Here is a 26656-nt window from a genome sequence, read left to right as displayed (position 1 = left end):
TATTTTTTCATAATATTAACCTCATGAATGTTTCATTATACATTGCAAAACGTTATTTACGTTCAAAAAGCTCCAATAACGCCATAAATTTCATCACTTACATCGCCATTGCTGGTGTTATTGTAGGTGCTGGATCGTTGTTTATTGTACTTTCTGGGTTTGCTGGTTTAAAGGATTTCACACTCGAGTTTACAAGTGTAGTCGATCCGGATCTAAAAGCAGAATCGGCCGTTGGAAAATCCTTCATGCTTTACCCGTTCGATATTGAAAATTTAAACAAAATCGAAGGCATTGCCACATTTTCTAAGACTATAGAAGAGCGCATTATTATTGAATCTCAAGATAAAAATGCACTGGCGGTTATAAAAGGTGTTGATGAAAATTACCAAAATGTAGTAAGCATCGATTCGGTGATCGATCATGGCGACTGGCTGGACCAAAAAAGCAATCAAATTGTTGTAGGTTGGGGCATATCAAACGACCTATCTTTAGGTGTTTTAAATTTCACAAAAAATATAAATCTGTACGTTCCAAAACCTGGAACCGGACAAATAACATCCTCTAAAAACGCTTTTAACACGGTAAAAGTGATAAATGTTGGCGTGTTTTTTATAAACGAAAGTTTAAACGAAACCTATGTATTTTCGTCTATCGACCTCGCAAAAACACTTTTAAACTACGAAACAAACCAAGTTTCGGGCATCGAATTTAAATTAAAAGACGGCGCAAATGTTGAAAAAGCACGCGCAGAAATACAAGCAGCGCTTGGTAATAAAGTGATCTTAAAAAACCGAGCACAACTAAACGATGCGCTTTACAAAATGTTAAACACCGAAAACTTAGTGGTTTATCTTATTTTTACACTCGTTTTAATAATCGCTTTTTTCAATGTAATCGGCTCTCTAATCATGATGATGTTAGACAAAAAGCAAAGTTTATCAACACTATTCAATATAGGGGTAACCCAAAAAGACATTCGTCAAATATTCTTTCTTCAAGGCAGTTTAATGAGTATTATTGGTGGTATTATTGGTATCATCATTGCGTTTATCGTCACCTTATTACAGCAACATTTTAGTTTACTAATGATTACGCCAACCCTGGCCTACCCGATTGCCATTGAACTTGAAAACTTTTTCATTGTATTTTTCACCATATCCATTTTAGGCATTATCGCTTCTAAAATAGCGTCTGTACGCATTACCGAATCGCTTATTAGTAATAAATAATAGGGCAAGTTGCCAAGAAAAATGGCAACCAGGCTTTCGCAACTCGCTCTCTGCGAGGAGCTCAAACAAATTGCTCAATCCTTCTTGCGGACTTCAGTACTTCTTTTGGAACTTTTAGTTTTGACTTGCCGAAACCCCTACCTAAAAACTAAAAAAATGTGTAAGTTTGCTTCATGTTATTCTCCAATATTTTAGGCCAAGAACACATTAAAAAACACCTTACCCAAAGTGTTGATAACGGGCGCATACCGCATGCACAACTCTTTGTTGGTAATGAAGGTTGTGGCACTTTACCCATAGCCCTAGCCTATGCCCAATACATTTTATGTTCAAATACTGGTGGAGAAAATAACAGCGGAAACGAAAGTTGCAACTTAAAATTTAATAACTTTTCTCACCCAGATTTACACTTTGCTTTTCCTGTAACCACTAGCGACAAAGTAAAGAGCAAACCGGTATCTAGTTTTTACCTTGAAGAATGGCGCCAATTGCTTAATGAACAACCTTACGGAAACCTTTTCGATTGGTACAAACTTCTTGGCGTAGACAATAAACAAGGTCAAATAGGCGTCGACGAAGCCGTTGAAATCGTAAAAGCGCTTACGTTAAAATCTTACGAAGGCGGACATAAAGTGATGCTTATCTGGATGGCCGAAAAAATGAATTCTGCCTGTGCCAATAAGCTTTTAAAACTGATTGAAGAGCCCCCAAAAGACACCGTGTTTTTATTAATCGCCGAAGACGAAGAGCAAATTATAAATACGATTCGTTCACGCTGCCAAATATTACATTTTCCGCCGCTATCCGAAAATGTTATTAAAGACGCATTAATAGCCCAATACCAGGTAGAACCCGCTAAGGCCACCAAAATAGCGCATCAATCTAACGGAAACTACAATAAAGCCTGTGACTTGGCTTTTAAAGACTCTGAAGACATTCAATTTGAAACCTGGTTTATTTTCTGGATTCGAAGTGCCTTTAAGGCTAAAGGAAATAAAGCCGCTATTCACGATTTAATCTCTTGGAGTGAAGACATCGCCAAAACAGGACGCGAAACACAAAAGCAGTTTTTAAACTTCTGTTTAGATTTTTTCCGTCAAGCATTACTACTCAATTATAACGCGACAGATTTAGTTTTCTTCGAACCTAAAACAAATAAATTTAAACTAGAAAACTTCGCGCCTTTTGTTCATGGCAACAATATTATGGACATTAGTAACGAACTTCAAGATGCCATTTACCACATAGAACGCAACGGAAATTCCAAAATAATTCTAACCGATTTATCCATTAAGTTAACCCGGTTACTACATGCTAAAAAGGCTTAACACCGTACCATGAAAACCATTTTAAGTTATAGCGCTGAATTACTGATTTTAAGCTTTTTAGTTATCACTTTTTTAATGAGTTTTTACGATAAAGTAAGTGATTTTAAAGGCCAGATTTTATTTTTAAACGAATATTTTTCCAAAACATTTATAGCAAAATATATCCCCGTTATTTTGGTGTTAATTATCATTCTGGAAGCTTTGGCAACCGCCTTTTGCAGCTTTGGCATATACCAAATAATCGCCTATCAAGTTTCCTTTTATGCTTTAATAGGTAGTATCATTTCCTGTTTTATTCTTTTAATATTTTTATTGGGTCAACGTATTGCGAAAGATTTTGACGGCGCAAGAAACATCACCATTTATTTCATCGTTGCTGTTTTTGCAGTGTATTTGTTTCAATAAAGACACAGGCACTATTACGAAATTTAAGAAGCGTATAAGGCTTAATTCTCTTCGGTTATAGTATATACACGTTCATCGGTTTCAGTAACCCTAAAATAGCCGTATGGATAGTTATCAGCATTGGTGGCATTAATACAATTACCACGTAACTCAACTGGCGTCGGTGAAAACGGATTTCCAGAACCTAATTGGCTATTTAGTAACTGCATGTATTTATAATAACGCTCGGAAACATTAAACAAATTAATATCCACTACATCTCCAGGCTTTAACTCATTATCTTTATCATTTTCATCATCCCCACGTTTCTCATAAAAAACACGTATTTCATTACCGTTTAACAATTCATCGGATAGATCTCGAAACTCAGGAAATAAGTCACCCTGGTTTTGAAACCTTATAATATAAAAATTAGTTTCATTATCAGGATCATCAAAAAATACATTTACCTCTATGGCATCGGGCAGAATACCACCATCTTTAGATTGCGTAATTTTTGTAATTTCTGTTGTAGGCAAGAGCATTTCAGTAGCTGTATAGACTTCATTTTCATATAAAACATCCAATTGATACGTTTCATTAAAAACAGCCTCAAAACTGGTTGTTGTATAGGTACCATCATTGTTATTAGCAAAATTAAAAACACGATTATCACTTAACCTAGTCACAGAAACCATAGCGTTTGTAACGGGGTTTGAACTATTCGTATCAAAATACGGCGAAGTCTTGCTTAATTTTATAGTTTGATTATTCCCTAAAGTGCCTTTTTCCCAATCTAAGGAAGCCTCGATAACCAATCTAGGATCGGCTGTAGGTACTTCAACATCTATAACATCTGTACAAGACACCAGTAGGTTTACAACGCAGATAAAACTTAGGTATATATATTTTTTCATGAGGTTTTAAAATTTAAAATTATAAGTTACCGAAGGTACAATCCCGAAAATAGCAGTTCGTGTAGCTTCATTAGCGCCCGTATCAGGATTTTGTCCGAATGAAATAGAGGCCGCATTTTTACGATTATAAGCGTTATAAATACTAAACACCCACTCCCCTTTCCAACGGGCTTCAGGTTTACGATTTGGTTTAAATGTCGCAGCAAAATCTAAGCGGTTATAAGCCGGTAATCTATTAGCATTTCTACTATCGTAAACCGCAATAGAAAGCCCTTCATATTCATACTGACCAACAGGGTAAGTTACTGGACGTCCTGTTTGATAAATAAAATTGGAACTCAAACTCCATTTATTCGTTAACTTATAACTGCCTGTTAACGAAATATCATGTGTTCTATCGAAAGGGGTATTATACCAATCCCCTTTATTAATTCCTGGACCACCGGCGTTTCCACCTGGTGTTTTTTGTTCAGATTTAGAAAGGGTATAAGCTAACCACCCCGTAAATTTTCCTTTGTTTTTTCTGAATAAAAACTCCAAACCATAGGCTCTGGATTCGCCTTGAAGAATCTGAGTTTCAATATTATTATTAGCAATTAAACTGGAACCATCTATATAATCAATACGATTATCAACCGTTTTATAATACGCTTCTGTTTCTATAGAGAATTTTCCATTTTGTAATTCTTTAAAATAGCCTGCAGAATATTGATTAGCCATTTGCGGATCTATAAACGAACCACTAGGGGTCCAAACATCTAGAGGCGTAGCGTTTGCAGTATTTGATAATAAATGCAAATATTGCGAAACCCTGGAATAGCCTAACTTTATTGAGGACGTTTGATTCAACTGATACGCCAGTCCTAACCGCGGTTCAAAATTTGAAAACTTCGCAATACTTTCGCTTTTTTTATAGTCAGACTCTCCGGTTTTTGTGCCTTCTTCATAGATCCCTAAGGTTTCATTATAAACTACTGGTTGGTCGTTCAAATACGTGGCTATAGGTTGCCCGCCTAATCGGTTGAATATACTAAAACGCAACCCTGCTTGGACGTTTAATTTATCTGATAATTTATGCTCTACATTAGCATACAACCCGCCTTCTAAGGCACGCTTTTTATCCAAACTATCTTCATTAATAGCCGAATCACTATCCAGTGGCTTAATGTCACCTGGATTAAAATTATAATTAATCACACTAGCTCCAAAATCGATCGTTGTTTTATTGCTTAAGTAATATTTAAAATCATACTTAACATTCATGTTTTTAATATTAGAAACCCAATCTAACCCAATAAAACCAAGCTGAAGTCGATAATTATAATCTCCATAAATAAATGACAAATTAGAAAATAGCTTATCATTAAAAACATGATTCCATCTTAAATTGAATGTACTATTTCCGTAGGAATTTGAAAAAGCATCATCAAAATTTAAAACATCTCTTCCAAAATACCCCGATAAATACAAGCGGTCATTCTGGCTAATTTCATAAGTCCCTTTAGCATTAAAATCATAAAAATAAGCGGTATTATCTTCGTTGGCTAGCTTTAAAAACAGATGCGCATACGACGAGCGTCCAGCCAGGATAAAAGACCCTTTACTCTTAAACAATGGTCCTTCAACCGAGAGTCTACTAGAAATTAACCCAATACCACCATTTAACTCAAAATCTTTACTATTGCCATCCTTTTGCCTAATATCCAACACCGATGACACTCTACCGCCGTAATTAGATGGGATATTACCCTTATAAAGCTTAACATCTTTAATCACATCGGCATTAAAAACAGAAAAGAAACCAAATAAATGGGATTCATTAAAAATAATAGCCTCATCTAAAAGCACTAAATTTTGATCCACAGCACCACCACGAACATTAAATCCGTTAGAACCTTCTCCATTATTGGTAACTCCAGGCAATAATTGAATCGATTTTACAACATCAACTTCACCCAAAACAGCAGGAATTTGTTTAATCGTAGCACTTTTAATTAAAGCAACACCCATTTGCGGATCTCGGATATTTACTTTTTCGCTTTCTTCAGCTGTAATAACCACTTCATCTAAAGAGGTGGTATCCTCTTCGAGTTCGAAAACCATATTTTGATTAGCATTTAACACGACTTCTTGCTTTATTGTTACATAGCCCAAGTAAGAGACCACAATGTTGTAGGTGCCTTGAGGAGCAGTTAACGAATAAAAACCATAAGCATTTGTAATACCTCCAGTAGAGGTGTTTTCTAGATATACCGAGGCGCCAAAAACCAATTCGCCATTAGAAAAGTCTTTTACAGTACCACTTATAGTATAGTTTTCTTGCGAAAAAAGCAGTAATGTAAATAGCATAAAACATGCAGTTAATTTGAGTTTCATAAAATAGGTTCGCTTTTAAATTAAGTTTATAAAATTGAAATAATTTCTAAAAAATCACGTCAATTAGATGGTAAATAATGCGCTTATCTTTTTTGTATGGTGAAAGTATAAAACCTTACGAAATTTGATTATTAATTACTGTTAATTATGAATTTCAACACCATACATCTATAAGGGTCGACAAACAGCAAATTTTTAAAGTATAAAAAAAGCCAAATGCATAACATTTGGCTTTTTTAATCACAATTTGTGAATTTATTTTTTATTATAATCTGCATTTAACGCCTCTAATACGATTTGGGTTAAATCATTTTCCTCGGCACCATAAAGCACAGCGGCAGAAGCATCGCTAGTACCTAATACAAAAGTATAGCCGTTATTCTTACCATAATCTTTTACAAATCCTTTCACTTTTACAATTACAGAATCAATTTGAGCTTGAAATTCTTGTGTGATCGCCTGTTGCTCTATTTGCATTTGTTGCTGTAACATTTGCTGTTTTTGCTGCAAACCACCCATAATTTCTTGCGCTTTCTGAGGTGTTTTTTTTGCTACAACCTGAGCTTCTTGAACTTCAGTTTGAAAAGCTTGACCAATACTATCGGCGCGTTTTTTAAAAGCATCATCCTTAATTTGAAAGTTAGCCTCTATATCTTTTTTCTCTTGAAATTCATTTATAACAATTCCATTATCAACATAACCAATTTTTTGTTGCTGACAAGAGGTAAATACTACTGCTAATAAAACGATGTAAACGATGTTCTTCATTATATTTTTATTTGTTTGGTTTAAGATTCAAACAAATGTAGGAAAGTAAAGTAAATTCAAATCACGATTTCAATTGATTTTAACATATAGAACAAACCTATTAATAAATTTAAAGCGATAACTAATATTTATTAGAAACAACTTTAAATAAAGCGTTTTAAGAACGATTCAAAATTCGGACAGGTGTTTGTGTGTTTTGAGGAATAAAACCGTGAAAAAACGCATTAAAATAAGTTTTATTCGTTTTTTATAACAAAAATTAACGAAGAAGACTCATTTGAGAACTTTGCCTTGCGATTTGACTTCCATCCTGTAAGGAAGCCTTTAATCAATTTCATCTTGCCGTTTTTATATTTTTCAGATAGTAAACTCACATAATAAGCATCAAAAGTCATCGGTTTTACATCTACAATTTTCAAAAGATGTTTTGATAATAATTTGGACATAGACGTTTTACTAAAATGCCACAGATGTCTTGGCACATCATATGCTGCCCAAAATTCCTGATAATATTCAGCGTCATAACTTTTATGATTAGGTACCGCCACTATTAAAGTTCCGTTAGGTTTTAAAAGCTTCTTATACGTTTCAATTTGATTTTCTAAATCTGGTAGATGCTCCAAAACATGCCAAAGCGTAATAACATCAAAACGATGTTCTTTAAATTTATAGAGTTCATCGGTATCGAAAACACCATCATTGGTCTTCTTATTAGCCAATTCCCTAGCATGCACATTGGGCTCAATACCATATCCATACCAATCACTGCTCTTAGCTAATTTTAAAAAATCGCCTGTACCACAACCAATATCGAGAAGAATTTTACCTTCAGATCCATAGTTATTTATTAGCTCTAGCTTCCTTTTAAGTGTTATTCGCCTAACTAAATGGTATGCAATTTCGAACAAATTTCTATTCGAATCGGTATGAGAAATATAATCTTTACTCTCATAATAATCCGGCAATTTACTCGGGCCTGGCTTTGGTATGGTCTCTAAAAAACCAAATTCTTGGTTTTCTACTAATGTAAATTCTTCCCCAGAAACGGAATGATCTATAACTTTTAAAGGATTTGGTTGTGTCACGTTGTAAAATTTTAAGCTATTAAATGGTCTATTTTAATCGATCTTTCAAGCTCTAAATGTAATATTATAAACTGAACAGATGAAAATAAACATGAAAAACTAATTATAAAACCACAGGTATTACAATAATTAGGTCTTCATTTTTATCAAGAACATTAAAAACAAACACCTTTTAATATGTATAAACATGCAGTAGAATTCGATATAAAACCATTATTAAGATGATGAAAATTATACAAATTGTGAATTTAGACAACGCCAACCCATCAATTGGAGCCTGTGAAAAACCCCAAAAACAGACATTAAATAAACATATTTTCAGTTTAAAACTATGACGATTTACTTAATAAAAAACTACAAAGACAACTTTAACACAAATGGTTTTATAAAAAATCAAACGAATTTAAAAGAATAAAAGGGCGTTTTAAACTAGCTAGAAGCATCAAAATAGAGATAAGATAACGCGTGTTTTTGTCTCTAAACTGAAAAAATCATATTCAAAAAACAAATACAAAAGCAGTCCAAATAGATTACAATTAGAAAAAAACGGAAGTTTTTAAACAGCATTTATGCCAGAGTAAAACACTTGAGGCCCTCAAAAAACGACAACTATTAGAAGAATTTCAAGCAACAAAACATGAATTAATACTCGAAAATCAATTAAAAACTGACCAAAATTGTAGAAACAAAAACGACAAATCTCATGTTTTTCATAATAAATTGCGAAGTATTTGAACTCGAAACAACAGCAACAAGAACAACCTAAAGCACTATTTTAAATAAAAAACGATTAAGAATCCTACTTAAAAAAAGCAGATTCGAAAGTCGAAAAAACTCTTTTTCATACTAAAACCAATCAAAATTATGGTGTGAATTATTGAGCAAAACTCGAATTACGGCGAAGATTTTCGAAGTTTTTAGTATTCCTTTATTTTGTTTCAGGCATAAAAATTGCGCTCAAAAACGAACGCATAAGACTAAAAATTCACCAAAAAAAAAGCCAATTAACAAGAGTAAATCAACTTAAAACCGATAAAAAATAGGGATGCTAATCCTATTTTATCAATTTAAATCTCCCAAAAAACACTTTGGATTTGGGTTAAAATCTTGGATTTTCATCCGATATCAAACCCGATTTACAACAAAATTTACGCTTTAAAAAGGAAAACAACACACATGTTCCACGTGGAACACTTCAAAAAAACAACCTAAAAAACAGATTATCTACCCATATAAACTAACAACACAGAAATGTCATTTGGAGATACACCACTAATTCGTGATGCTTGAGAAACGGTTGCTGGTTGTATTTTTCTAAGTTTTTCACGAGCTTCAAAACTCATGGATTTAATCTGAGAATAATCAAAATTAGCAGGTATTTTTACGTATTCAAGTCTACTTAACTTATCAGCATTAGATTTTTCTTTTGCAATATATCCAGCGTATTTAACTTGAATTTCGGTTTGTTCAATAACCTCACGATCTAAATTATTATCTTGAATATAACGTTCAATACTCTCAACACCCCTAACATCATCCATCTCAATATTTGGACGTGCAAACACCTTGAATATCTTTCCAGATTGTTTCACAGGAGCAGAGTTTTTACGCTCTAAAATAGGATTAATTTCTTCTGGCTTAACACTAGTAGTCTCGAAAAAATTAACGAATTTTTTAGCTGCTTCATGTTTTTCCTCCATACGCTTTAAACGTTTTTCAGAAGCCAAACCAAGCTCAAAACCTTTAGGAGTTAATCTTAAATCTGCATTATCCTGACGCAACAAGGTTCTATATTCTGCACGAGAAGTAAACATGCGATAAGGCTCTTCTGTACCCTTCGTTATTAAATCATCTATCAAAACTCCAATATAAGCCTCATCTCTTTTTAGAGTAAACGCTTCCTTCTCTTGAACTTTTAAACTCGCATTTATACCAGCCATTAACCCTTGAGAAGCCGCTTCTTCGTAACCTGTAGTGCCATTAATTTGACCAGCAAAATACAAACCACGAACCAACTTAGTTTCTAAAGTATGCTTCAATTGCGTAGGCGGAAAATAATCATATTCAATCGCGTATCCTGGTCTAAAGAATTTCACATTTTCAAAACCAACAACAGAACGCAAAGCCTTAAACTGAACATCCTCAGGAAGCGAAGTTGAAAATCCATTAACATAAACCTCACATGTATTCCAGCCTTCAGGTTCTATAAACAATTGATGACGATCTTTATCTGCAAAACGATTAATCTTATCTTCAATAGACGGACAATAACGCGGTCCCAAACTTTTTATTCTACCATTAAACATTGGTGAACGATCAAAACCTTCACGAAGCAAATCATGAACTTCAAGACTCGTATAAGTCATATGACAAGAACGCTGTTTTTCTAATGGTTTTGTAATATCTAAATACGAGAATTTCTCAGGGTTTTCATCACCCGGTTGCTCACTCATTTTAGAATAATCTAAACTTCTACCATCCACACGCGGCGGTGTTCCTGTTTTCATTCTACCAGATTCAAAACCCAAACCAACAAGCTGTTCTGTAATTCCAGTTACAGCGCGTTCCCCTGCTCTACCACCACCAAAGTTTTTATCTCCAATATGAATTAAGCCATTCAAAAAAGTTCCGTTAGTTAACACCACAGATTTTGCCTTAATAGAAATACCTAGTCCGGTTTTAACACCTACCACTTCATCGTTTTCTACAAGTAACCCAGAAACCATATCTTGATAAAAATCAAGATTAGGCGTTCCTTCTAACAACATGCGCCAATCCTCAGCAAATCGCATACGATCACTTTGAACACGCGGACTCCACATAGCGGGCCCCTTAGACTTGTTTAACATCTTAAACTGGATGGCCGAAGTATCTGAAACAATTCCGCTATAACCACCTAAGGCATCTATTTCTCGCACAATTTGTCCTTTAGCAATACCACCCATGGCTGGATTACAGGACATTTGAGCAATGTTCTGAAGATTCATGGTAACCAATAAGGTTTTACTACCCATATTCGCAGCAGCAGCAGCAGCTTCGCTTCCAGCGTGCCCTGCACCAACAACTATAACATCATAAACTTCGTTAAACATAATCTGTAATTTCAATAAGATGTTCCACGTGGAACACTAATAATTTTAGTTTGCAAATATACACTGAATTATAAAAATCAACTACAACAAGCTTAAGTAGTAATTCTCTTTCTCGCGCATCAATGTAGCCTCTTCATCAGTTTTATCTTTATAACCACAATAATGTAAAACACCATGAATGATAACCCGATTTATTTCTTCTTTGAAAGCCACACTATATTCGTTAGCATTATCAATAACACGTTCCACTGAAATAAAAATATCACCTTGAATCATTTTTCCTATACAATAATCAAAACTAATAATATCAGTTAAGGTATCGTGATTCAAAAATTCGACGTTTAATTTATGAAGATATTCATCGTCGCAAAACACATAATTAATTTCTTCTAATTTATGATGCTCTGAAGCGATCATGTCTGTAATCCATTTGGAGATTTTTTCTTCAGACTCAATTTTGAAATCGGTTTCGTAATTAAAATTAATCATGGCTTTCCTTAAAGTATTCTTTAACACGTTCTTTATAAACTGGCTGCAAAGGTAAAGCTTGTCTGTTTAATATTTCTGTAGTTTTAAAATATTGTTTTGCTCGTGGAATTTGATTATTGTTACGAGCATTAAACAAACGCTTACTACTTTCAGATTCACGTTTCTCCTCTTCCCCTTGTTCTAAAGAGGCGTTTTCCATCTTTAACAATTGATGTTTTAAATGCATCATTTTTTGAAGGGTCTGCTTGGTAAATCCTTTATTCAATAACTCCATTTCAATTTGCTCCATTTCCCTTACTAACGCATCACCCTGTCCGCTTAAACCTTCCTTAGCCAATCGCTCCTGTAAAGCATTCCTTAATTCTTGCTGCTGTTTATAAATTTCAAACAACATGGCATCTTGAAAATCAGAAGCACCTTGTCCTACACCGCCATCCTGTTTTCCGTTTTCACCTTGCTTAGAACCTTTTCCATCTTTTCCAGAACCCTTTTGCTCTCCTTCCTGCGCTCCTCCCTTTTTACCGGCTTCCCCTTCTTTGCCATCCTTACCTTCGCCTTCTTGGTTTCCTTCACCATCTTTAGGTTTACCTTCTTCACCAGATTTCATACCCTCCTCCATCATTTTGTTGAGCTCTTCTTGGCCCATAATAATATCTGGTAATTGCATTTCACCTTGACCGCCTTTACCAGCAGACATACTCATACTTTCCTCCATATTATCCAAAACATCACTAAACATATCAGACAAATTATTAGTGGCAGTAATGGTGAATTGCTGATTTGATATGGCCTGAAAAAGATGATTGTCTGCGAACAGCTCCAAAGCTTTATCAATATTATAATAAACTTCTGAAATCTCTTTATTCACCTGTTCAGATAATTTTGGCTGACGCAGAGATAAAGCAAACAAACTATCATCGACATGTTCAAAATACTCACGCAAATTATTTTGCTTCTTCAGATAACTGGCAAATTTATTGTGATTCCCTTCAATATTTTTAAAACGATTCATTAAGGCTTCTTCTTCAAATGAAAACAAAACCAGATTATCAAGAATCTGACGCAACATATCCATATCCTCTTGCATCTGTTCTTGACCTCCAGCTTGCATCGCTCCTTTCATTTTAGAACTCATCTGCTTCATTTTCTCGGCAGCCTTCTTCTGACTCTTTTGAGCATTTTTTATTTGCTCATCCTTTTTCAGGCCCCCGTCATTCTCCTCAGAATCTGGCGTATTAATTTCTTCTAATTGATCAAGAGTATCTGATGCTTTTTGCTGTTCACTTTCAACTTCCTTTTCATCCAATTTATCACGAGGAATATCAATGGGTTTTTTAAGCGCTTTACTTTCCTTCTCTAAGTTTTCAATTTCTTTTTTATAGTCTTCGAATTTTTTGTTTAAAGCATCCTGTGCCTTTTTATTGTTTTCGTCGTTAGACTTTTCAGATAACACCTCTTGCTCCTTAGCCAACTTTTCCAAATCATCCTGAAGCTTCTCTAACTTTTTTTCTACATAAAAACGCTTAGTTAATTCAAGCATTTGTTCCAAACTACGCTTCTTACTTTTATTTTGTTTGGATAATTCTTCGAGTTTATCAATCAGCTCTTCTTTGTTAATTTTCTCTTGAAGACGCTCCAATTCACGAAGCAACTTTTCATCCTTTTTAAGTTGCTCCTCATTATCTTTTAAACGTTCTTTTAAATCTTCTTTAAACTGATCTTCTTTTTTATTTTCCTTCTGAAATTCTTTTAAATTATCTGTGAGCTTTTTATTGAAATTTTTCATCATTTCATCTTGCTGCTTTTGATATTTTAAAAACGATTCTAATTTCTTCTTATCATTAAAATTTAAGTTCTTTTTTTCGCGTTGGGTTTTGGTTAATTCATCAAGTTTTTGTTCTTGAGTATCGAACTTTTCAAAGGACTTATGCAAATTATCAATAGATTCACGCTGCTCTTTTAAACTTTTTTGTTCTTCTTCGGCTAAAGTACGTTTTCTATAGCTAAATATCTGACTTTTAGCTGTTTTAAACTTATTAACATAGTCATTATCAGTAACTTGAAAGTATAAATCATAAGAAATACCAGATTCAATTTGAAGATTATTAGGAAAAGCTGAAACAAATTCTGCAATATTTCCATTTGAAATAGCCATAGGAATAACCATCTTTTCACTTTCCTTATTTGAAGGATAATAAACCATTTGAAGTTTTGAAAACCCGTAGTCGTCACTTACTTGCCCGTAGAAATACAAACTTTGTAAATCAACAGAATCCTTTTCAACTTTCAATCTAATTTCTGGATATTCATCTTTAACAACACCAATATTAAACGCTAGGTTTTCATAATTCCGTAAGGCTTTATTACTCATGCTAAATGCATAGGCATAATTACTAAAAAGATGTTTTGAAATTTCAAAAACACCTTTACTAGACTCATTAAAACGTATGGAATCTTTGGCAATTAATTGCACTTCTTCAGTCGCCTTTGTCTTTAATTTCCATGTCACTTTTGTCCCTTCAGGAACCACAGCGTTACCCGTACTTTTTAAAATTTCATCTGCTTTTTTTGTATAATCTGGATACTCTAAAACCATATTGAAATTAACCAAGGAAGGCGTTTCGATAACATGGAGTTCGTAATACTTGGAATGCACTTTATTGGAAGACAATTGAAATTCGATATTTTCCTTAGGTTGCGAAAAAACATACTCGAACGTTCCTACCCCCTTTTGCTCTAAAAAATAAGTTTCATTATTATAAGTAATTTGAACATTTTCTGGAACAACATCGCCAGCAGTTTTAACCATTAATTTAAACGCTTTACTTTCAATAGCGTTTAAATTAGCGTTTACCACAAAAAACTGAAACGGTGCTGGTGGCTCATAAGCTGTTTTATAATCGACCACACGTTTATAGCTATCACTAAACCAGTTGATATTTCCAGATAAAAATATAATCGTTAAAATTATTAGAGGCACGGCCGCGTATTTTAAATACCCTACATTATCCTTAAAATTAACGGCAAGTTTAAATGGTACTGGTTGCAACTCTAACGATTTTTGGTCAATACTAGCAAGAAGCAATTCCGATTGTGTTTCATCGCGTTGAAGTTGAAGCACATTTAATAATTTATCATTAACTTCAGGAAAATGCTTACCGATAAGTCTTGAAGCCTCATCATAATCTATTCCCTTTTGAAGTTTTAATAATTTGGACAGCGGTAAAAAAATGAACTTGATTAATAAGCCCAACTCTACAGCAATAAACAGCCAAAATAATCCCGTTCTAAAACTTGGGCGAAGCCATAAAACAGATTCAATAAACAGCGTAAACAAAAAATATAGCAAGCCCATAGCGAAAAATAAAATCGCGCCTTTAAGCAATTCATTAGTATAATACCGTCTAATAAATACTCCTAACTTTTGCTGTATGATTTTGAAATTATTCATGTACTGTATGAAACTACTTCGTATATAAACTTTTAACTTACTAAACTACAATTTTATTTTTTACAAGGTTCAAAATTAGCCGTTAATTGTATCTTTGCAGCGCTTACCAATAACGTATTTAGGAAGGCATTTTCAAAAGAAATTTAAAATATCATGACCAAAAAAGTTCGTGTGCGTTTTGCACCTAGCCCAACAGGACCATTACATATTGGTGGTGTAAGAACCGCTTTATTCAATTATTTATTCGCTAAAAAACATGGCGGCGATTTCATTCTACGTATAGAAGACACCGACCAAAACCGTTATGTGGAAGGTGCCGAACAATACATTATAGATGCCTTAAAATGGTGCGGTATGCCATTCGACGAGGGTGTTGGCAAGGAAGGTGAATATGGTCCTTACAGACAAAGTGAACGTAAAGATTTATACAAACAGTATGCCGACGACTTAATTGCGTCTGGAAATGCTTATTACGCTTTTGATACTGCTGAAACTTTAGATTTCCATCGAAAAGACCATGAAGCAAAAGGAAAAACCTTTATTTATAACTGGCATAACCGCTTAAAATTAGACAATTCATTAGCGCTTAGCGCGGAAGAAACACAAGCGAAATTAGATGCCGGTTCAGATTTTGTGATCCGTTTTAAATCACCTCAAGACGAAACTTTACACCTTAAAGACATTATTCGTGGTGATATTAAAATAGACACTAATATTTTAGATGATAAAGTTTTATACAAAAGTGATGGAATGCCAACCTATCACTTAGCAAATATTGTAGACGACCATTTAATGAAAATCACACATGTTATTCGTGGTGAAGAATGGTTACCTTCTCTAGCTTTACACTACCAATTGTATCAAGCGTTTGGTTGGGAAGCTCCAGAATTTGCACATTTACCACTAATTTTAAAACCTACTGGAAAAGGTAAATTAAGTAAGCGTGATGGTGATAAATTAGGATTTCCTGTTTTTCCTTTAGAATGGAAAGACCCGAAAACAAATGATATTTCAAGAGGTTATAAGGAAGATGGGTATTTCCCAGAAGCTATGGTGAATTTCTTAGCCTTTTTAGGATGGAACCCAGGAACAGAACAAGAAATATTTAGTCTTGAAGCACTTATAAATGCCTTCGATTTAGAACGTGTTAATAAATCTGGTGCCCGATTCGATCCAGACAAAACAAAATGGTTTAACCACCATTACATGCAAGAACAACATAACGATATTCTGGCTGAAGCTTTTAAACCGATTGTTGATGATAAAACGGCCTCGGATATTGATTTACAATACATCAGTATGGCCGTAGGGTTAATTAAAGAACGTGCTACTTTTGTGTCCGATTTTTGGGATCTAAGCCACTATTTCTTTACGGCACCAACAACTTACGATCAAAAAGCCTCTAAAAAAGCATTTAAAGAAGAAACAAAAGATATATTATCTAAGGTGATTTCGATTGTAAATACCATCGAAGATTTTACAGTTGAAAACATGCAAACCGAAATTAAGGGTTGGATTACTAGCAACGAAATTGGCTTCGGAAAAGTTATGATGCCCCTACGTTTAGCTTTAGTTGGCGCTTTACAAGGCCCAGATGTTTTCGATATCATGTACATGATTGGTAAAAACGAAAGTATAAAACGTATTGAAAACGTGATAGCTACGCTATAGTTTAGCTCTAATATTATACACATCCCTGAATTTTTTATTTTCTGAAGTTCATCAGAATTAAAAAAAGTTCAGGGATTTTTGTTTTATAGAAGTTAGGTTAAACTCATAAAAAACTAACACTATTAAAAGTTAACTTCCCGTATAATGGAGCGTTTCTTTTTACTAGTAACCCTTCCAATTACACGATTAAACAAATAAACCAGAATTCATACTTCAGTTTAAATTTCAACATCAGCACAATAATAAATAGCCAATAAAAAATAATAAATTTTAAAAAGTAACAATAGCAGATAACGTGATCATGTGTTGATGCCCTTCAAACTTCGATTTACCTCCAGTATTGTCCACATTTTGCTTATTTAATTTATCAAGTATATTAGTAAAACCGTAGATATACCGTCCTTTTATCATAAAATTTCTAATGCCTACTGAAGCTCCAATAACACCATTAACATGAAACTTAGAAAGGTTCGTAATGGCTTCTGCTGTTAAATTAGAATAGTTATTAATATAATAATCTTCCTGACTTTCATCTCGGAATTCTAAATTTCCATTGTGCTGTAACATCGGTCCCAGATCAAGAGTAAGGTAATTTTTTATCAGCTTTACTTGGAGCAAAAAGTCACATTGCACTAATAATAATTTGTAATCGATAAAATTTTCCTCAAGACTCAATAAGCTCGGTCTTCCTAAAATTTCAATTTTATTTTCAGAAAACTGCATGCCATAACTAAAATTATACCATTTGTGCGGTATATCTACCAACGCGCGTAACCCTCCTAAATAACCATGAGAAGCTTTAGTTGTAAAATTATCAGTAAGCATATCAAATTGCGTAAGGCCTCCTGTAATACCAATACCATTTCTAATGATGAAATGGTTGGACTGAGAAAAACTTTTTGTAACAAAACATAGTATTATGGTTACTAATAATAAAAATGACTTATATTTCATACATGATGCGCTTAACGATCAAATATAGTATATTTTACAAATCTAAAACTTCTAACATTTTAAACTCATTTTTATGAATTTCGTTACCATTCCCATTATCGTCCTCGTAGTATTTATCATTATTTCGGGACTTTTTACCGTGAAACAACAAACAGCAGCTATTATAGAACGCTTCGGTAAATTCCAAAGTATTCGTCATTCGGGATTACAATTAAAAATTCCGTTAGTGGATCGTGTTGCAGGCCGATTGAGTTTAAAAATTCAGCAATTAGATGTGATCATAGAAACCAAAACCTTGGATGATGTATTTGTACGACTAAAAGTTTCAGTACAATACAAAGTCATTAAAGAAAAAGTTTATGATGCTTTTTACAAGTTAGATTATCCGCATGATCAAATTACTTCTTACGTTTTTGATGTGGTACGTGCCGAAGTTCCTAAAATGAAATTAGATGATGTTTTCGTTAAAAAGGATGATATTGCTTTGGCTGTAAAAGCAGAATTAAACGATGCGATGCTAGATTACGGCTTCGATATCATTAAAACTTTAGTAACAGATATCGATCCAGATGCACAAGTGAAAGCAGCGATGAACCGTATTAACGCCTCTGATAGAGAAAAAACAGCTGCACAATATGAAGGGGACGCACAACGTATATTAATTGTTGAAAAAGCAAAAGCTGAAGCCGAGAGCAAACGTTTACAAGGGCAAGGTATTGCCGATCAACGTCGTGAAATAGCGCGCGGATTAGAAGAATCGGTGGAAGTATTAAATCGTGTGGGTATTAACAGCCAAGAAGCCTCTGCTTTAATTGTTGTTACGCAGCACTACGATACGCTTCAATCTTTAGGTGAAGAAACCAACAGTAATTTAATTTTACTACCTAATGCGCCACAAGCAGGAAGTAACATGTTAAACGATATGGTTGCCAGTTTTGCTGCAAGTAACCAAATAGGTGAAGCTATGAAAGCGCAGAAAAAGAAACAAGCAGAAGATAATGAGTAAAATGTTTATTCGTTTATAAAAACGTTGAATTGTTTATTTGTTGAATCGTTGAACCGCATCTCTTGAGAAACGATTAAACAAATAAACAGTTAAACATCCTTAAAAGGGTGTCTCTCCTCCCATTCCTGCTTGGGATTCATTAATTTAAAAACCGGTTTTAAAAGCCAATTCCAGTAAGGGTTGGTATGTTTCATATACATTACCATAGCCAAAGGTTTCGCTCCTACAGAACTTTTTATGGCCATAGCAGTTCGTGCGTATACGATATGGGTAAATTGATATTCAATAGCAAAATTCAACATGGCGTAAAGCATGTTTAAATACACCTGATTAGAATATTGATGTTTAGAATCGTAACCTAAGAAGTACGTTTCTAGGTGTTTTCCATTTAAAATTAGGGTATAAAAACCTACCAATTCCTGATCCAAAAAATAACCATAGACTTTAAAATCATCTTTCAGATTTTGTTTTAAACTTAAAAAATGATTCTCTGGAAGTCTAAAACTGTTGAATTTAGCATTATTAGAAACATTTAAATACAATTTATGAAGTGTTTTATTATAGCTTTCAACGGCTTTTAAATCTAATTCAACACATGCTATTTTACCTAATTTCTTTCTAGCACGCTTATAACGGTCTCTGTATTTTTTTTTTAATTCGGAAGTGTAATCGTTTATGTTTCCCCAGTGAGAAGGCACTTTAAAAATCATGTTAGGTTGTACCGAAACTTGATGCAATTTATGTTTCTGAAAAACTGAAGTTTGATTATACAAAATATCATCAGTAAAAAAGTCTTTGAAAATCATTAAACGCACCGTTTTATTATGATTCGCTTTAATACGTATTTTAAGTGCATTTAAAGCTTCCATAACTAAATCTGAATATGATGCATATGAAATCTTTTTTTCGTTAAAGAACATCCCATGTTGGCCGGTATGTGTTAAATTACCCACTACTAGTACATTTCCTTTTAAAACCTTAGATACCATTTTTTGAAAAGCCTCTTTAATACAAGACACTTCCGATTTTCTAAACATATCTTCCAAATACAATTTGACATGCTGAACTACGGCAACACCAATAAGTACCTCATCAAAAAAAACACCTACAAAATACAACTGAATATTCTCTGGAGTGCCCTTTTCTAAAGCGATTAAATACTTCTTTTGAAGAAAAATATCATGACTTGTTAGAGCATCCCAAGATTTTGGAAGCGTTTCACTGCTGTTGTAAATTTTATAGGTTTTCAATAGAAATAAAAAAGACTGAAAATTACAATTCTCAGTCTTTATTTTAGTTAAAAAATTACAAAAATAATGTCATCATTAATATTACTTCCAAACACAAATAATACCTCCCATAATAGCTAAAGTTACAATCCAATATCCACTATTAATAAAAATATACTTGGCGCCTTTACGCTCAAATAAAGCATTGGTTCCTAAAATTGGTAAAACAACAAATATACCAGTAAGCACGCCGTGTAAAGCCCCATGTTTAAAGGTTCTAAAAGCATTGGCATAATCGGAAATAAACACATCATAAGACGGTAAAGCCTTGGTTGGGTCTCCTCCTACCAAGCTTAAAGCTCCGGCTTGATGTATAACAATACCTGGGAGTGCAGAAGATAACATGAATGCAAAAAGTAGGGCCAATCCAAATATTTTGACCATGTTTCCGCCTTTTAATTCGGTTTCAGATAAGCCTGCAGACTTTATCCATGCATTTCCAAATACTTTTGGGTTGTACCAAATAAAACCGACTACTAAAGCTGAAAAAGCAGCAACTAGCATCGCAATTGGGTTAAAATAAGCTTCCATTTAAAAAAGTTTAGTGGTTAGTCTATAAATATAGTTAAAATAGGTAGAGTACGCATTAACAAAATTAAATACCTGCGCTGTCGCTAGTCTGTAACTAGTGATATAAATCAAGAATCTTCAAACCTATAAAACCTGCGCTGTCGCTAGTCTGAGACTAGTGGTAATAGTAAACTTTATATAAAATAATACTCTTGTGGCCACTAGTCTCAGACTAGCGGGAACAAAGAAATACTTTGAACAATTTATGCGCTATCGCTAGTCTGTGACTAGTGATATAAATCAAAAAAATCAAGAATCTTCTAACCTATAAAACCAGGATTATCAAGCTCTAAAACGGTATGATCATCTTGAAAATTTCTTGCACTTGAATATTTCCATTCTTCTGGTTATGCCACAAATCCACTAACAACAGGATTATTATGAATGTAATCTATTTTTTGCTTTATAACTTTGTCACTCCATAGTTCTATTGGATGATTATGATGTTGCCAAAACTGATATTTGCTAACATTAACATTCTTTTTCCCAGCATACTCAAACATCAATAATAACCATTTTTTTCGGCTCTCTTGGGGATTATTAACAATAGCTTCTATAATTTTTTTAGAAGTGAACTTTTTAAAATCTCTTAGTAATTCCATAGGTTCATCCTTCGAAGACCGGAATATAAAGTGAATATGATTAGGCATAAAACAATAGCAATATAATTGGAGACCTTTATATTCTCTACAGTAATTTATACTGTCTACCAATACATTAAAATACGACTGCCTAGTAAAAACATTAATCCAATTTACGGTGGCAAAACTGACAAAATATAAACCTGATTTATTGTGGAATTTATAGTTTCTACTCATGTTTTAAATGTAAGCAAAAACTTTATACTTTATTGCAGTAATACATTATTCCTGCGCTGTCGCTAGTCTGTGACTAGTGATATTAGTAAATTTCATATAAAATAAAACACTTCTTGCGGTCACTAGTCACAGACTACCGTAAACGTGCGTATGAAAACCTGAATCAAATTCAGCTTATATGCGCTCCCGCTATTCTTTGACTAGTGGTATTAAAACTTCATTTAAAATAACACTTATTGCAGCCACTAGTCACAGACTAGCGGAAACGTGCGTATGAAAACCTCAATCAAGTTCAGGCTATATGCGCTCTCGCTAGTCTTTGACTGATGGTATTAAAACTTCATTTAAAATAACACTTATTGCGGCCGCTAGTTACAGACTACCGGAAACGTGCGTATGAAAACCTCAATCAAGTTCAGACTATATGCGCTGTTGCTAGTCTTTGACTGATGGTATTAAAACTTCATTTAAAATAACTCTTATTGCGGCCACTTGTCACAGACTACCAGAAACGTGCGTATGAAAACCTGAATCAAGTTCAGGCTATATGCGCTGTCGCTAGTCTGTGACTAGTGATATTAATAAACTTCATTTAAAATAACACTTCTTACGGCCACTAGTCACAGACTAGCGGAAACGTGTAAACTATAAACCTTCTGCTTCAGTAACTAAAAGTGCATTTTTATCTTCTAAAGCTTTCGATATAAAAGCGTTTACTTCTTCGTTTTTTTCTTGTCCGTTTTCTAATAAAACGCTTAAAACTAGAGCTACAGCAATACGTGTTCCTACTTTTTTAACAGCCGTATTAAATAAAGGCGCCAATTCTTCATAAGACACTTGTTTTGCTAATTCTAAAATTTCAGCTTTCACCTTTTCTTGTTTGGCTTCTGGTAAATTCGTGTATTTTTTTCCTAATTGCTGAATCACATCAATAGCCTTACGTTGCGGCATATTCTGTTTTTTAGGTGCATTATTTTGCTGTGGTTTTGGTTGTGCTTTAGCCCAAGAATCACGTAAACCAACTGTTTTGTTAAACACTAAGTTTTCAGTCGTTGAATCGTCATCCACATTAAAATAACCCAAACGTTGAAATTGAAAACGGTCACCGATTTGAGCGTCTTTTAAACTTGGTTCTACAAAAGCAGTGATAAGCTTTAGGGAATTCGGATTAATAAATGCCATAAAGTCTTTGTCTTGATGACTATCTGGCGCTTCATCATTAAACAAACGATCGTATTCACGCACTTCAGCTTTTACTGCATGATCTATTGAAACCCAGTGCAAGGTCCCTTTAACACGTTTTGCAGTGTCTTCAGAATAGGTACAATGGATTTCGGTCACTTCACCGTCAGCATCTTTAACCACACTTTCAGCTTTAATGATATATGCATTTTTAAGACGCACTTCGCCACCTAATTTTAAACGGAAAAACTTATTACCAGCTTCCTCTTTAAAATCGGCTTTTTCAATATATAGTTCACGAGAAAAAGGTACTTTTCTAAAACCAGCACGGTCGTCTTCTTGATTATTTTCAGCGTCTAACCATTCTACTTTACCTTCAGGATAGTTAGTAATCACCACTTTTATAGGGTCTAAAACCGCCATAACACGTGGCGCTGTTTTATTTAAATCCTCACGAATACAAAACTCTAAAAGCGAAACATCAATCACATTTTCACGTTTGGCAACACCCACGGTTTCCACAAATTTTCTAATAGATCCAGGGGTATACCCTCTTCGGCGTAAGCCAGAAATTGTGGGCATTCTAGGATCATCCCAACCATTAACCACGCCATCTTCTACCAATTTAAGCAACTTACGTTTACTCATAATGGTATAACTGAGGTTTAAACGCGCAAATTCGCGTTGTTTTGGCCTTAATTTAGATTCTACTACAACTTGGTCTAAAAACCAATCGTAAAGCTCTCTATGGGGCTTAAATTCTAAAGAACATAAGGAATGTGAAATTTGCTCTAAATAGTCACTTTCACCATGGGTCCAATCGTACATAGGGTAAACACACCAATCATCACCGGTTCTATGGTGATCTTTCTTTAATACGCGGTAGATAATAGGATCACGCATCAACATATTAGGATGTTGCATGTCTATTTTTGCACGCAAAATATGTTCACCTTCATCGAATTCCCCTTCTTTCATACGTTCGAATAAGTCAAGGTTTTCTTGAACCGTTCTATTTCTAAAAGGCCCATCAATACCAACTTGTGTAGGGGTTCCTTTTTGTTCTGCCATGGCTTCACTAGATTGTGAATCGACATAAGCTTTTCCTTCTTTTATTAAAAGAATAGCCCAATCATAAAGTTGTTGAAAATAGTCTGATGAAAATAATTCTTTATCCCAGGTATAGCCTAACCAAGCCACATCTTTCTTTATGGCATCAACATACTCCTGCTCCTCTTTAGCCGGATTGGTATCATCGAATCTTAAGTTAACCGGTGCATTATATTTTTCACCTAAACCGAAACTAATACCAATAGCTTTGGTATGACCGATATGTAAATAGCCATTTGGTTCTGGTGGAAATCTAAAACGCAAGGCATCCTTAGGCATTCCGTTTGATAAATCTTCCTCTATAATTTGCTCAATAAAATTGAGTGATTTTCTTTCTTCAGACATTTCCTGATCTTTTTCAACTAAATAAGGGTCAAAATTACGGAAATTCAAGTTATTTTTGCCCAATATCTCTAAGCAAGCGTAATAAAATTTTATAAATTAACAATAGTTCATTAGATACTATAAAATTGAACTTTAGTAGCGTGTCAAATCGAGCGCAGTCGAGATTGTATTTATGTTACTGAAACATTCTCGACTACGCTGAACTGACAATAAAATTAAATTTATTTCAGTATCTTAAGACATCCAACGTATGTCAACGAAACGAAATACTATTATGAAAAACTTAGATTATACCTGTCCGAAATGCGCAAACAAAACCTATAGCATCGGACAAATGAGGGCAACAGGCGGGACATTATCTAAAATTTTTGATGTTCAGAATCAAAAATTCACTTCGGTAACCTGCAAAAAATGCACTTATACAGAATTTTACAAAACGAAAACGAGCACATTAAGTAATGTGTTCGATTTATTTACATAACACATGGGAATTATAACTGTTGAGAATATTAGGATTTTTGCCAACCACGGCTGTCTAAAAGAAGAAACAAAAATAGGTAGCGATTATTCTGTTAATTTAAAGGTTGAAGCGAATTTACAAAAGTCTGCAAAAACCGATAAACTTAGTGATACTGTTGATTACGTATTTCTAAACCGCATTATAAAAGAGGAAATGAAGGTCCCTTCACAACTTTTGGAAACGGTAGCTAAACGCATATTAAACCGCATTTTTAAGGAAAATAAATCGATTAAAAAAGCAACCGTTTGGGTAAGTAAATTAAACCCGCCTATTGGTGGTGATGTTGAAAAAGTGACTATAAAAATGAACAAAAAGCGTAAAAAGTAATTTTATATATAGAAAAGTCACAATTTTTTATACATTTGCAGCAGATTTCAAAAACCATTGAAATTGCACATAGAAATGGCGTCGTGGCCGAGTGGCTAGGCAGAGGTCTGCAAAACCTTGTACAGCGGTTCGAATCCGCTCGACGCCTCAAAAAAAAGCTTTCAGTTTATTCTGGAAGCTTTTTTTGTTTTATGGGAGGTTTTTAAGAGTTCTGTGCGGACACCCCTATGGCCCTCTCGAGGGGATAGGAAATCTGCTGCTCTAGTTTCTCCTTGTTTCGCTCATACGCTTTAGGAAATAACCCTTGAATTAGTAACAAAATTCCGAAAGCAAAAATGACAACAGCAATTACTTTTTTTGTTTTAAAAATAAGGCGTGGTGTTAGTTTGGCTTTTAAACGCTTAGCGATGACAATTTTAATAAGATCACTAATAAAATAGGCGCCCAACATGGAAGCTATAAAAATAGCACCACCATGTTCTGAAGTGGTTAAGGAATCACCCAAAACGATAAAACCCAACCAACCTAAAAGCACACCAATATTTATAAAATTGAGTAAAAAACCTTTAATAAATAACTTTCCGTAGTCTTTTTGAATTTCAACTTTGTAATATTCTTTAACAATGGTTCTAAAAGATTTTGATGTTTTTATAAAGGAAATAATACCGTAAACGATGAGTAAAACACCACCAAAAATTAAAAAACTGGGATCGTTTCCTATTTTTCCTCTTAAATTATTAGTACTATAAAAAGCGATTAAAATAAAGATAATATCGGCAAGAATCACTCCTAAATCAAATATTATAGCTGCTCTAAAGCCTTTTGTAGCACTAGTTTCTAGTAACACAAAAAAAACGGGACCAATGGTAAAGGCAAGTATAATCCCAAAAGGAATGGCTGTTAAAATATCATCAAACATAAAACGGTGTCGCTTTATACAAAGTAAAGAAATATTTAAAGCAATAGGAAAATGAAAACACCATAAAAGCAAAAAACCATCCAATTCGGACGGTTTTTGTTTCAAAATATATGTAATCCTTATTGATCCATACGCTTTACACTACCACCTAAAGCCGTATTTTCATTAATAACTTCAGGTTTTCCGTAGATATAAACATTTCCTCCAGCTCTAATTTTAGCATTCACTTCTTGGGTAGCATTAACATGAGCTTCACCAGCTGCTTTTATAGAAACATCGGTGTCTTCAGTAATTAATGCTTCTCCTTTAAAAATACCTCCAGTATAAATATCTACTTTTTGATCCTTAGAAGTGCCTGTAACCGTAATTATACCGCCTGTAACGGCTTTAACTAATGTGTGTTTTACATTAACTGGTACACTAATCGTACCGCCTTCTTGGGCTCTTAAATCAATTTCAAATTGTTCGATAACATCATCAGAGGTAATTTGAGCACCTTCATTAACATCAATCACATCAATATGTTTATAATATAAGATCACCTTAGTATCTATTCCATTGAATAGTTTTTCAATGTTCATTTTTACTTTTAGCTTTCCGTTTTTATTGTTAACAGTAACCTGTCCAGTATTTTTACCTTTGATAACTATTTTATTTTCTTCCGATTTTACAAGTTCTAATTGAATTAAATCGTAAACTTTTAGTTCTGTAAATTCTCCAACGGTTTTTTCTACAGTTTCTTGTGCAAAAATACTTCCAGAAATTATTAATGTTAAAATGAAAAATAGGCGTTTCATATGTTTGTTTGTTTTAGTTATAGGCACAA

The 26656-nt window shown here is 33.9% G+C and carries 20 protein-coding genes, 1 tRNA gene and 1 pseudogene; 8 read left to right on the top strand and 14 right to left on the bottom strand.

What is annotated here, in order from left to right; all coding sequences use genetic code 11:
• Positions 1-23 precede the first annotated feature (23 nt).
• The 3 genes from KO493_RS03190 to KO493_RS03180 all read left to right on the top strand — a co-directional run bounded on the left by KO493_RS03190 (position 24) and on the right by KO493_RS03180 (position 2962).
• Positions 24-1229, top strand: coding sequence for an ABC transporter permease (locus KO493_RS03190; protein ID WP_216066502.1), 1206 nt, complete (start codon positions 24-26; stop codon positions 1227-1229).
• Between the two features lie 173 nt (positions 1230-1402).
• Positions 1403-2557: an ATP-binding protein gene (locus KO493_RS03185; protein WP_216066501.1), complete on the top strand. Its 1155-nt coding sequence runs from the start codon at positions 1403-1405 to the stop codon at positions 2555-2557.
• A gap of 9 nt (positions 2558-2566) precedes the next feature.
• Positions 2567-2962 (top strand): DoxX family protein, encoded by a 396-nt coding sequence (locus KO493_RS03180; RefSeq protein WP_216066500.1) that lies wholly within the window; start codon positions 2567-2569, stop codon positions 2960-2962.
• Positions 2963-3003: 41 nt separating this feature from the next.
• On the opposite strand, the gene KO493_RS03175 is transcribed toward KO493_RS03180, so the two are convergent.
• From KO493_RS03175 to KO493_RS03145, 7 genes are all read right to left on the bottom strand, one after another.
• Positions 3004-3858, bottom strand: a complete 855-nt coding sequence (locus KO493_RS03175) for a DUF4249 domain-containing protein (RefSeq protein WP_216066499.1) — start codon at positions 3856-3858, stop codon at positions 3004-3006.
• Positions 3859-3864: 6 nt separating this feature from the next.
• Positions 3865-6234, bottom strand: a complete 2370-nt coding sequence (locus KO493_RS03170) for a TonB-dependent receptor (protein WP_216066498.1) — start codon at positions 6232-6234, stop codon at positions 3865-3867.
• A 255-nt stretch (positions 6235-6489) separates the two neighbouring features.
• Complete coding sequence (locus tag KO493_RS03165; RefSeq protein WP_216066497.1) at positions 6490-7002, bottom strand: OmpH family outer membrane protein; 513 nt, start codon at positions 7000-7002, stop codon at positions 6490-6492.
• A 236-nt stretch (positions 7003-7238) separates the two neighbouring features.
• Positions 7239-8087, bottom strand: a complete 849-nt coding sequence (locus KO493_RS03160; RefSeq protein ID WP_216066496.1) for a class I SAM-dependent methyltransferase — start codon at positions 8085-8087, stop codon at positions 7239-7241.
• A 1220-nt stretch (positions 8088-9307) separates the two neighbouring features.
• The gene (gene mnmG, locus KO493_RS03155) at positions 9308-11179 is read right to left on the bottom strand and encodes a tRNA uridine-5-carboxymethylaminomethyl(34) synthesis enzyme MnmG (protein ID WP_216066495.1); all 1872 of its coding nucleotides are present in this window, start codon (positions 11177-11179) and stop codon (positions 9308-9310) included.
• A gap of 81 nt (positions 11180-11260) precedes the next feature.
• Entirely contained in the window at positions 11261-11668 is a 408-nt protein-coding gene (gene ybeY / locus KO493_RS03150) for an rRNA maturation RNase YbeY (protein WP_216066494.1), read from the bottom strand.
• On the bottom strand, positions 11661-15119 hold the full coding sequence (locus KO493_RS03145) for a DUF4175 family protein (protein ID WP_216066493.1): 3459 nt from the start codon (positions 15117-15119) through the stop codon (positions 11661-11663). The genes ybeY and KO493_RS03145 overlap by 8 nt, the downstream gene beginning before the upstream one ends.
• 153 nt (positions 15120-15272) lie before the next feature.
• Here KO493_RS03145 and gltX point away from each other — a divergent pair, with 153 nt between their 5' ends.
• Positions 15273-16790 (top strand): glutamate--tRNA ligase, encoded by a 1518-nt coding sequence (gene gltX / locus KO493_RS03140; protein WP_216066492.1) that lies wholly within the window; start codon positions 15273-15275, stop codon positions 16788-16790.
• Positions 16791-17060: 270 nt separating this feature from the next.
• Here gltX and KO493_RS03135 read toward each other — a convergent pair whose 3' ends face one another.
• Entirely contained in the window at positions 17061-17744 is a 684-nt protein-coding gene (locus KO493_RS03135; protein ID WP_216066491.1) for a PorT family protein, read from the bottom strand.
• Between the two features lie 73 nt (positions 17745-17817).
• On the opposite strand from KO493_RS03135, the gene KO493_RS03130 reads away from it, so the two are divergent.
• Positions 17818-18750: an SPFH domain-containing protein gene (locus KO493_RS03130; protein ID WP_216066490.1), complete on the top strand. Its 933-nt coding sequence runs from the start codon at positions 17818-17820 to the stop codon at positions 18748-18750.
• An 89-nt stretch (positions 18751-18839) separates the two neighbouring features.
• Here KO493_RS03130 and KO493_RS03125 read toward each other — a convergent pair whose 3' ends face one another.
• The 4 genes and pseudogenes from KO493_RS03125 to KO493_RS03110 all read right to left on the bottom strand — a co-directional run bounded on the left by KO493_RS03125 (position 18840) and on the right by KO493_RS03110 (position 24064).
• The gene (locus KO493_RS03125) at positions 18840-20000 is read right to left on the bottom strand and encodes a GNAT family N-acetyltransferase (protein WP_252723145.1); all 1161 of its coding nucleotides are present in this window, start codon (positions 19998-20000) and stop codon (positions 18840-18842) included.
• 81 nt (positions 20001-20081) lie between these two features.
• The gene (locus KO493_RS03120; RefSeq protein WP_216066489.1) at positions 20082-20570 is read right to left on the bottom strand and encodes a DUF1761 domain-containing protein; all 489 of its coding nucleotides are present in this window, start codon (positions 20568-20570) and stop codon (positions 20082-20084) included.
• A 299-nt stretch (positions 20571-20869) separates the two neighbouring features.
• Positions 20870-21427: pseudogene (locus tag KO493_RS03115) on the bottom strand (REP-associated tyrosine transposase).
• Between the two features lie 645 nt (positions 21428-22072).
• Positions 22073-24064, bottom strand: coding sequence for a glutamine--tRNA ligase/YqeY domain fusion protein (locus KO493_RS03110; protein WP_216066488.1), 1992 nt, complete (start codon positions 24062-24064; stop codon positions 22073-22075).
• A gap of 274 nt (positions 24065-24338) precedes the next feature.
• Here KO493_RS03110 and KO493_RS03105 point away from each other — a divergent pair, with 274 nt between their 5' ends.
• The 3 genes from KO493_RS03105 to KO493_RS03095 all read left to right on the top strand — a co-directional run bounded on the left by KO493_RS03105 (position 24339) and on the right by KO493_RS03095 (position 25059).
• Entirely contained in the window at positions 24339-24545 is a 207-nt protein-coding gene (locus KO493_RS03105) for a zinc ribbon domain-containing protein (RefSeq protein ID WP_216066487.1), read from the top strand.
• A gap of 3 nt (positions 24546-24548) precedes the next feature.
• A complete protein-coding gene (folB, locus tag KO493_RS03100; RefSeq protein WP_216066486.1) occupies positions 24549-24911 on the top strand; it encodes a dihydroneopterin aldolase in 363 nt (120 codons plus the stop codon).
• Positions 24912-24988: 77 nt separating this feature from the next.
• Positions 24989-25059 (top strand) — tRNA-Cys (locus KO493_RS03095).
• 54 nt (positions 25060-25113) lie between these two features.
• On the opposite strand, the gene KO493_RS03090 is transcribed toward KO493_RS03095, so the two are convergent.
• Together KO493_RS03090 and KO493_RS03085 are read right to left on the bottom strand one after the other, a co-directional pair.
• Positions 25114-25830 carry a LysE family translocator gene (locus KO493_RS03090; RefSeq protein WP_216066485.1) on the bottom strand — a complete coding sequence of 239 codons (717 nt, stop codon included), beginning with the start codon at positions 25828-25830 and terminating at the stop codon, positions 25114-25116.
• 119 nt (positions 25831-25949) lie between these two features.
• Positions 25950-26627: a head GIN domain-containing protein gene (locus KO493_RS03085; protein WP_216066484.1), complete on the bottom strand. Its 678-nt coding sequence runs from the start codon at positions 26625-26627 to the stop codon at positions 25950-25952.
• Positions 26628-26656 lie beyond the last annotated feature (29 nt).

Source organism: Pseudotamlana agarivorans (assembly GCF_018860245.1).
GTDB lineage: Bacteria > Bacteroidota > Bacteroidia > Flavobacteriales > Flavobacteriaceae > Pseudotamlana > Pseudotamlana agarivorans_A.
Note: the sequence above shows the minus strand (reverse complement) of the source record. Positions and strands in the feature narration are given on the sequence as shown.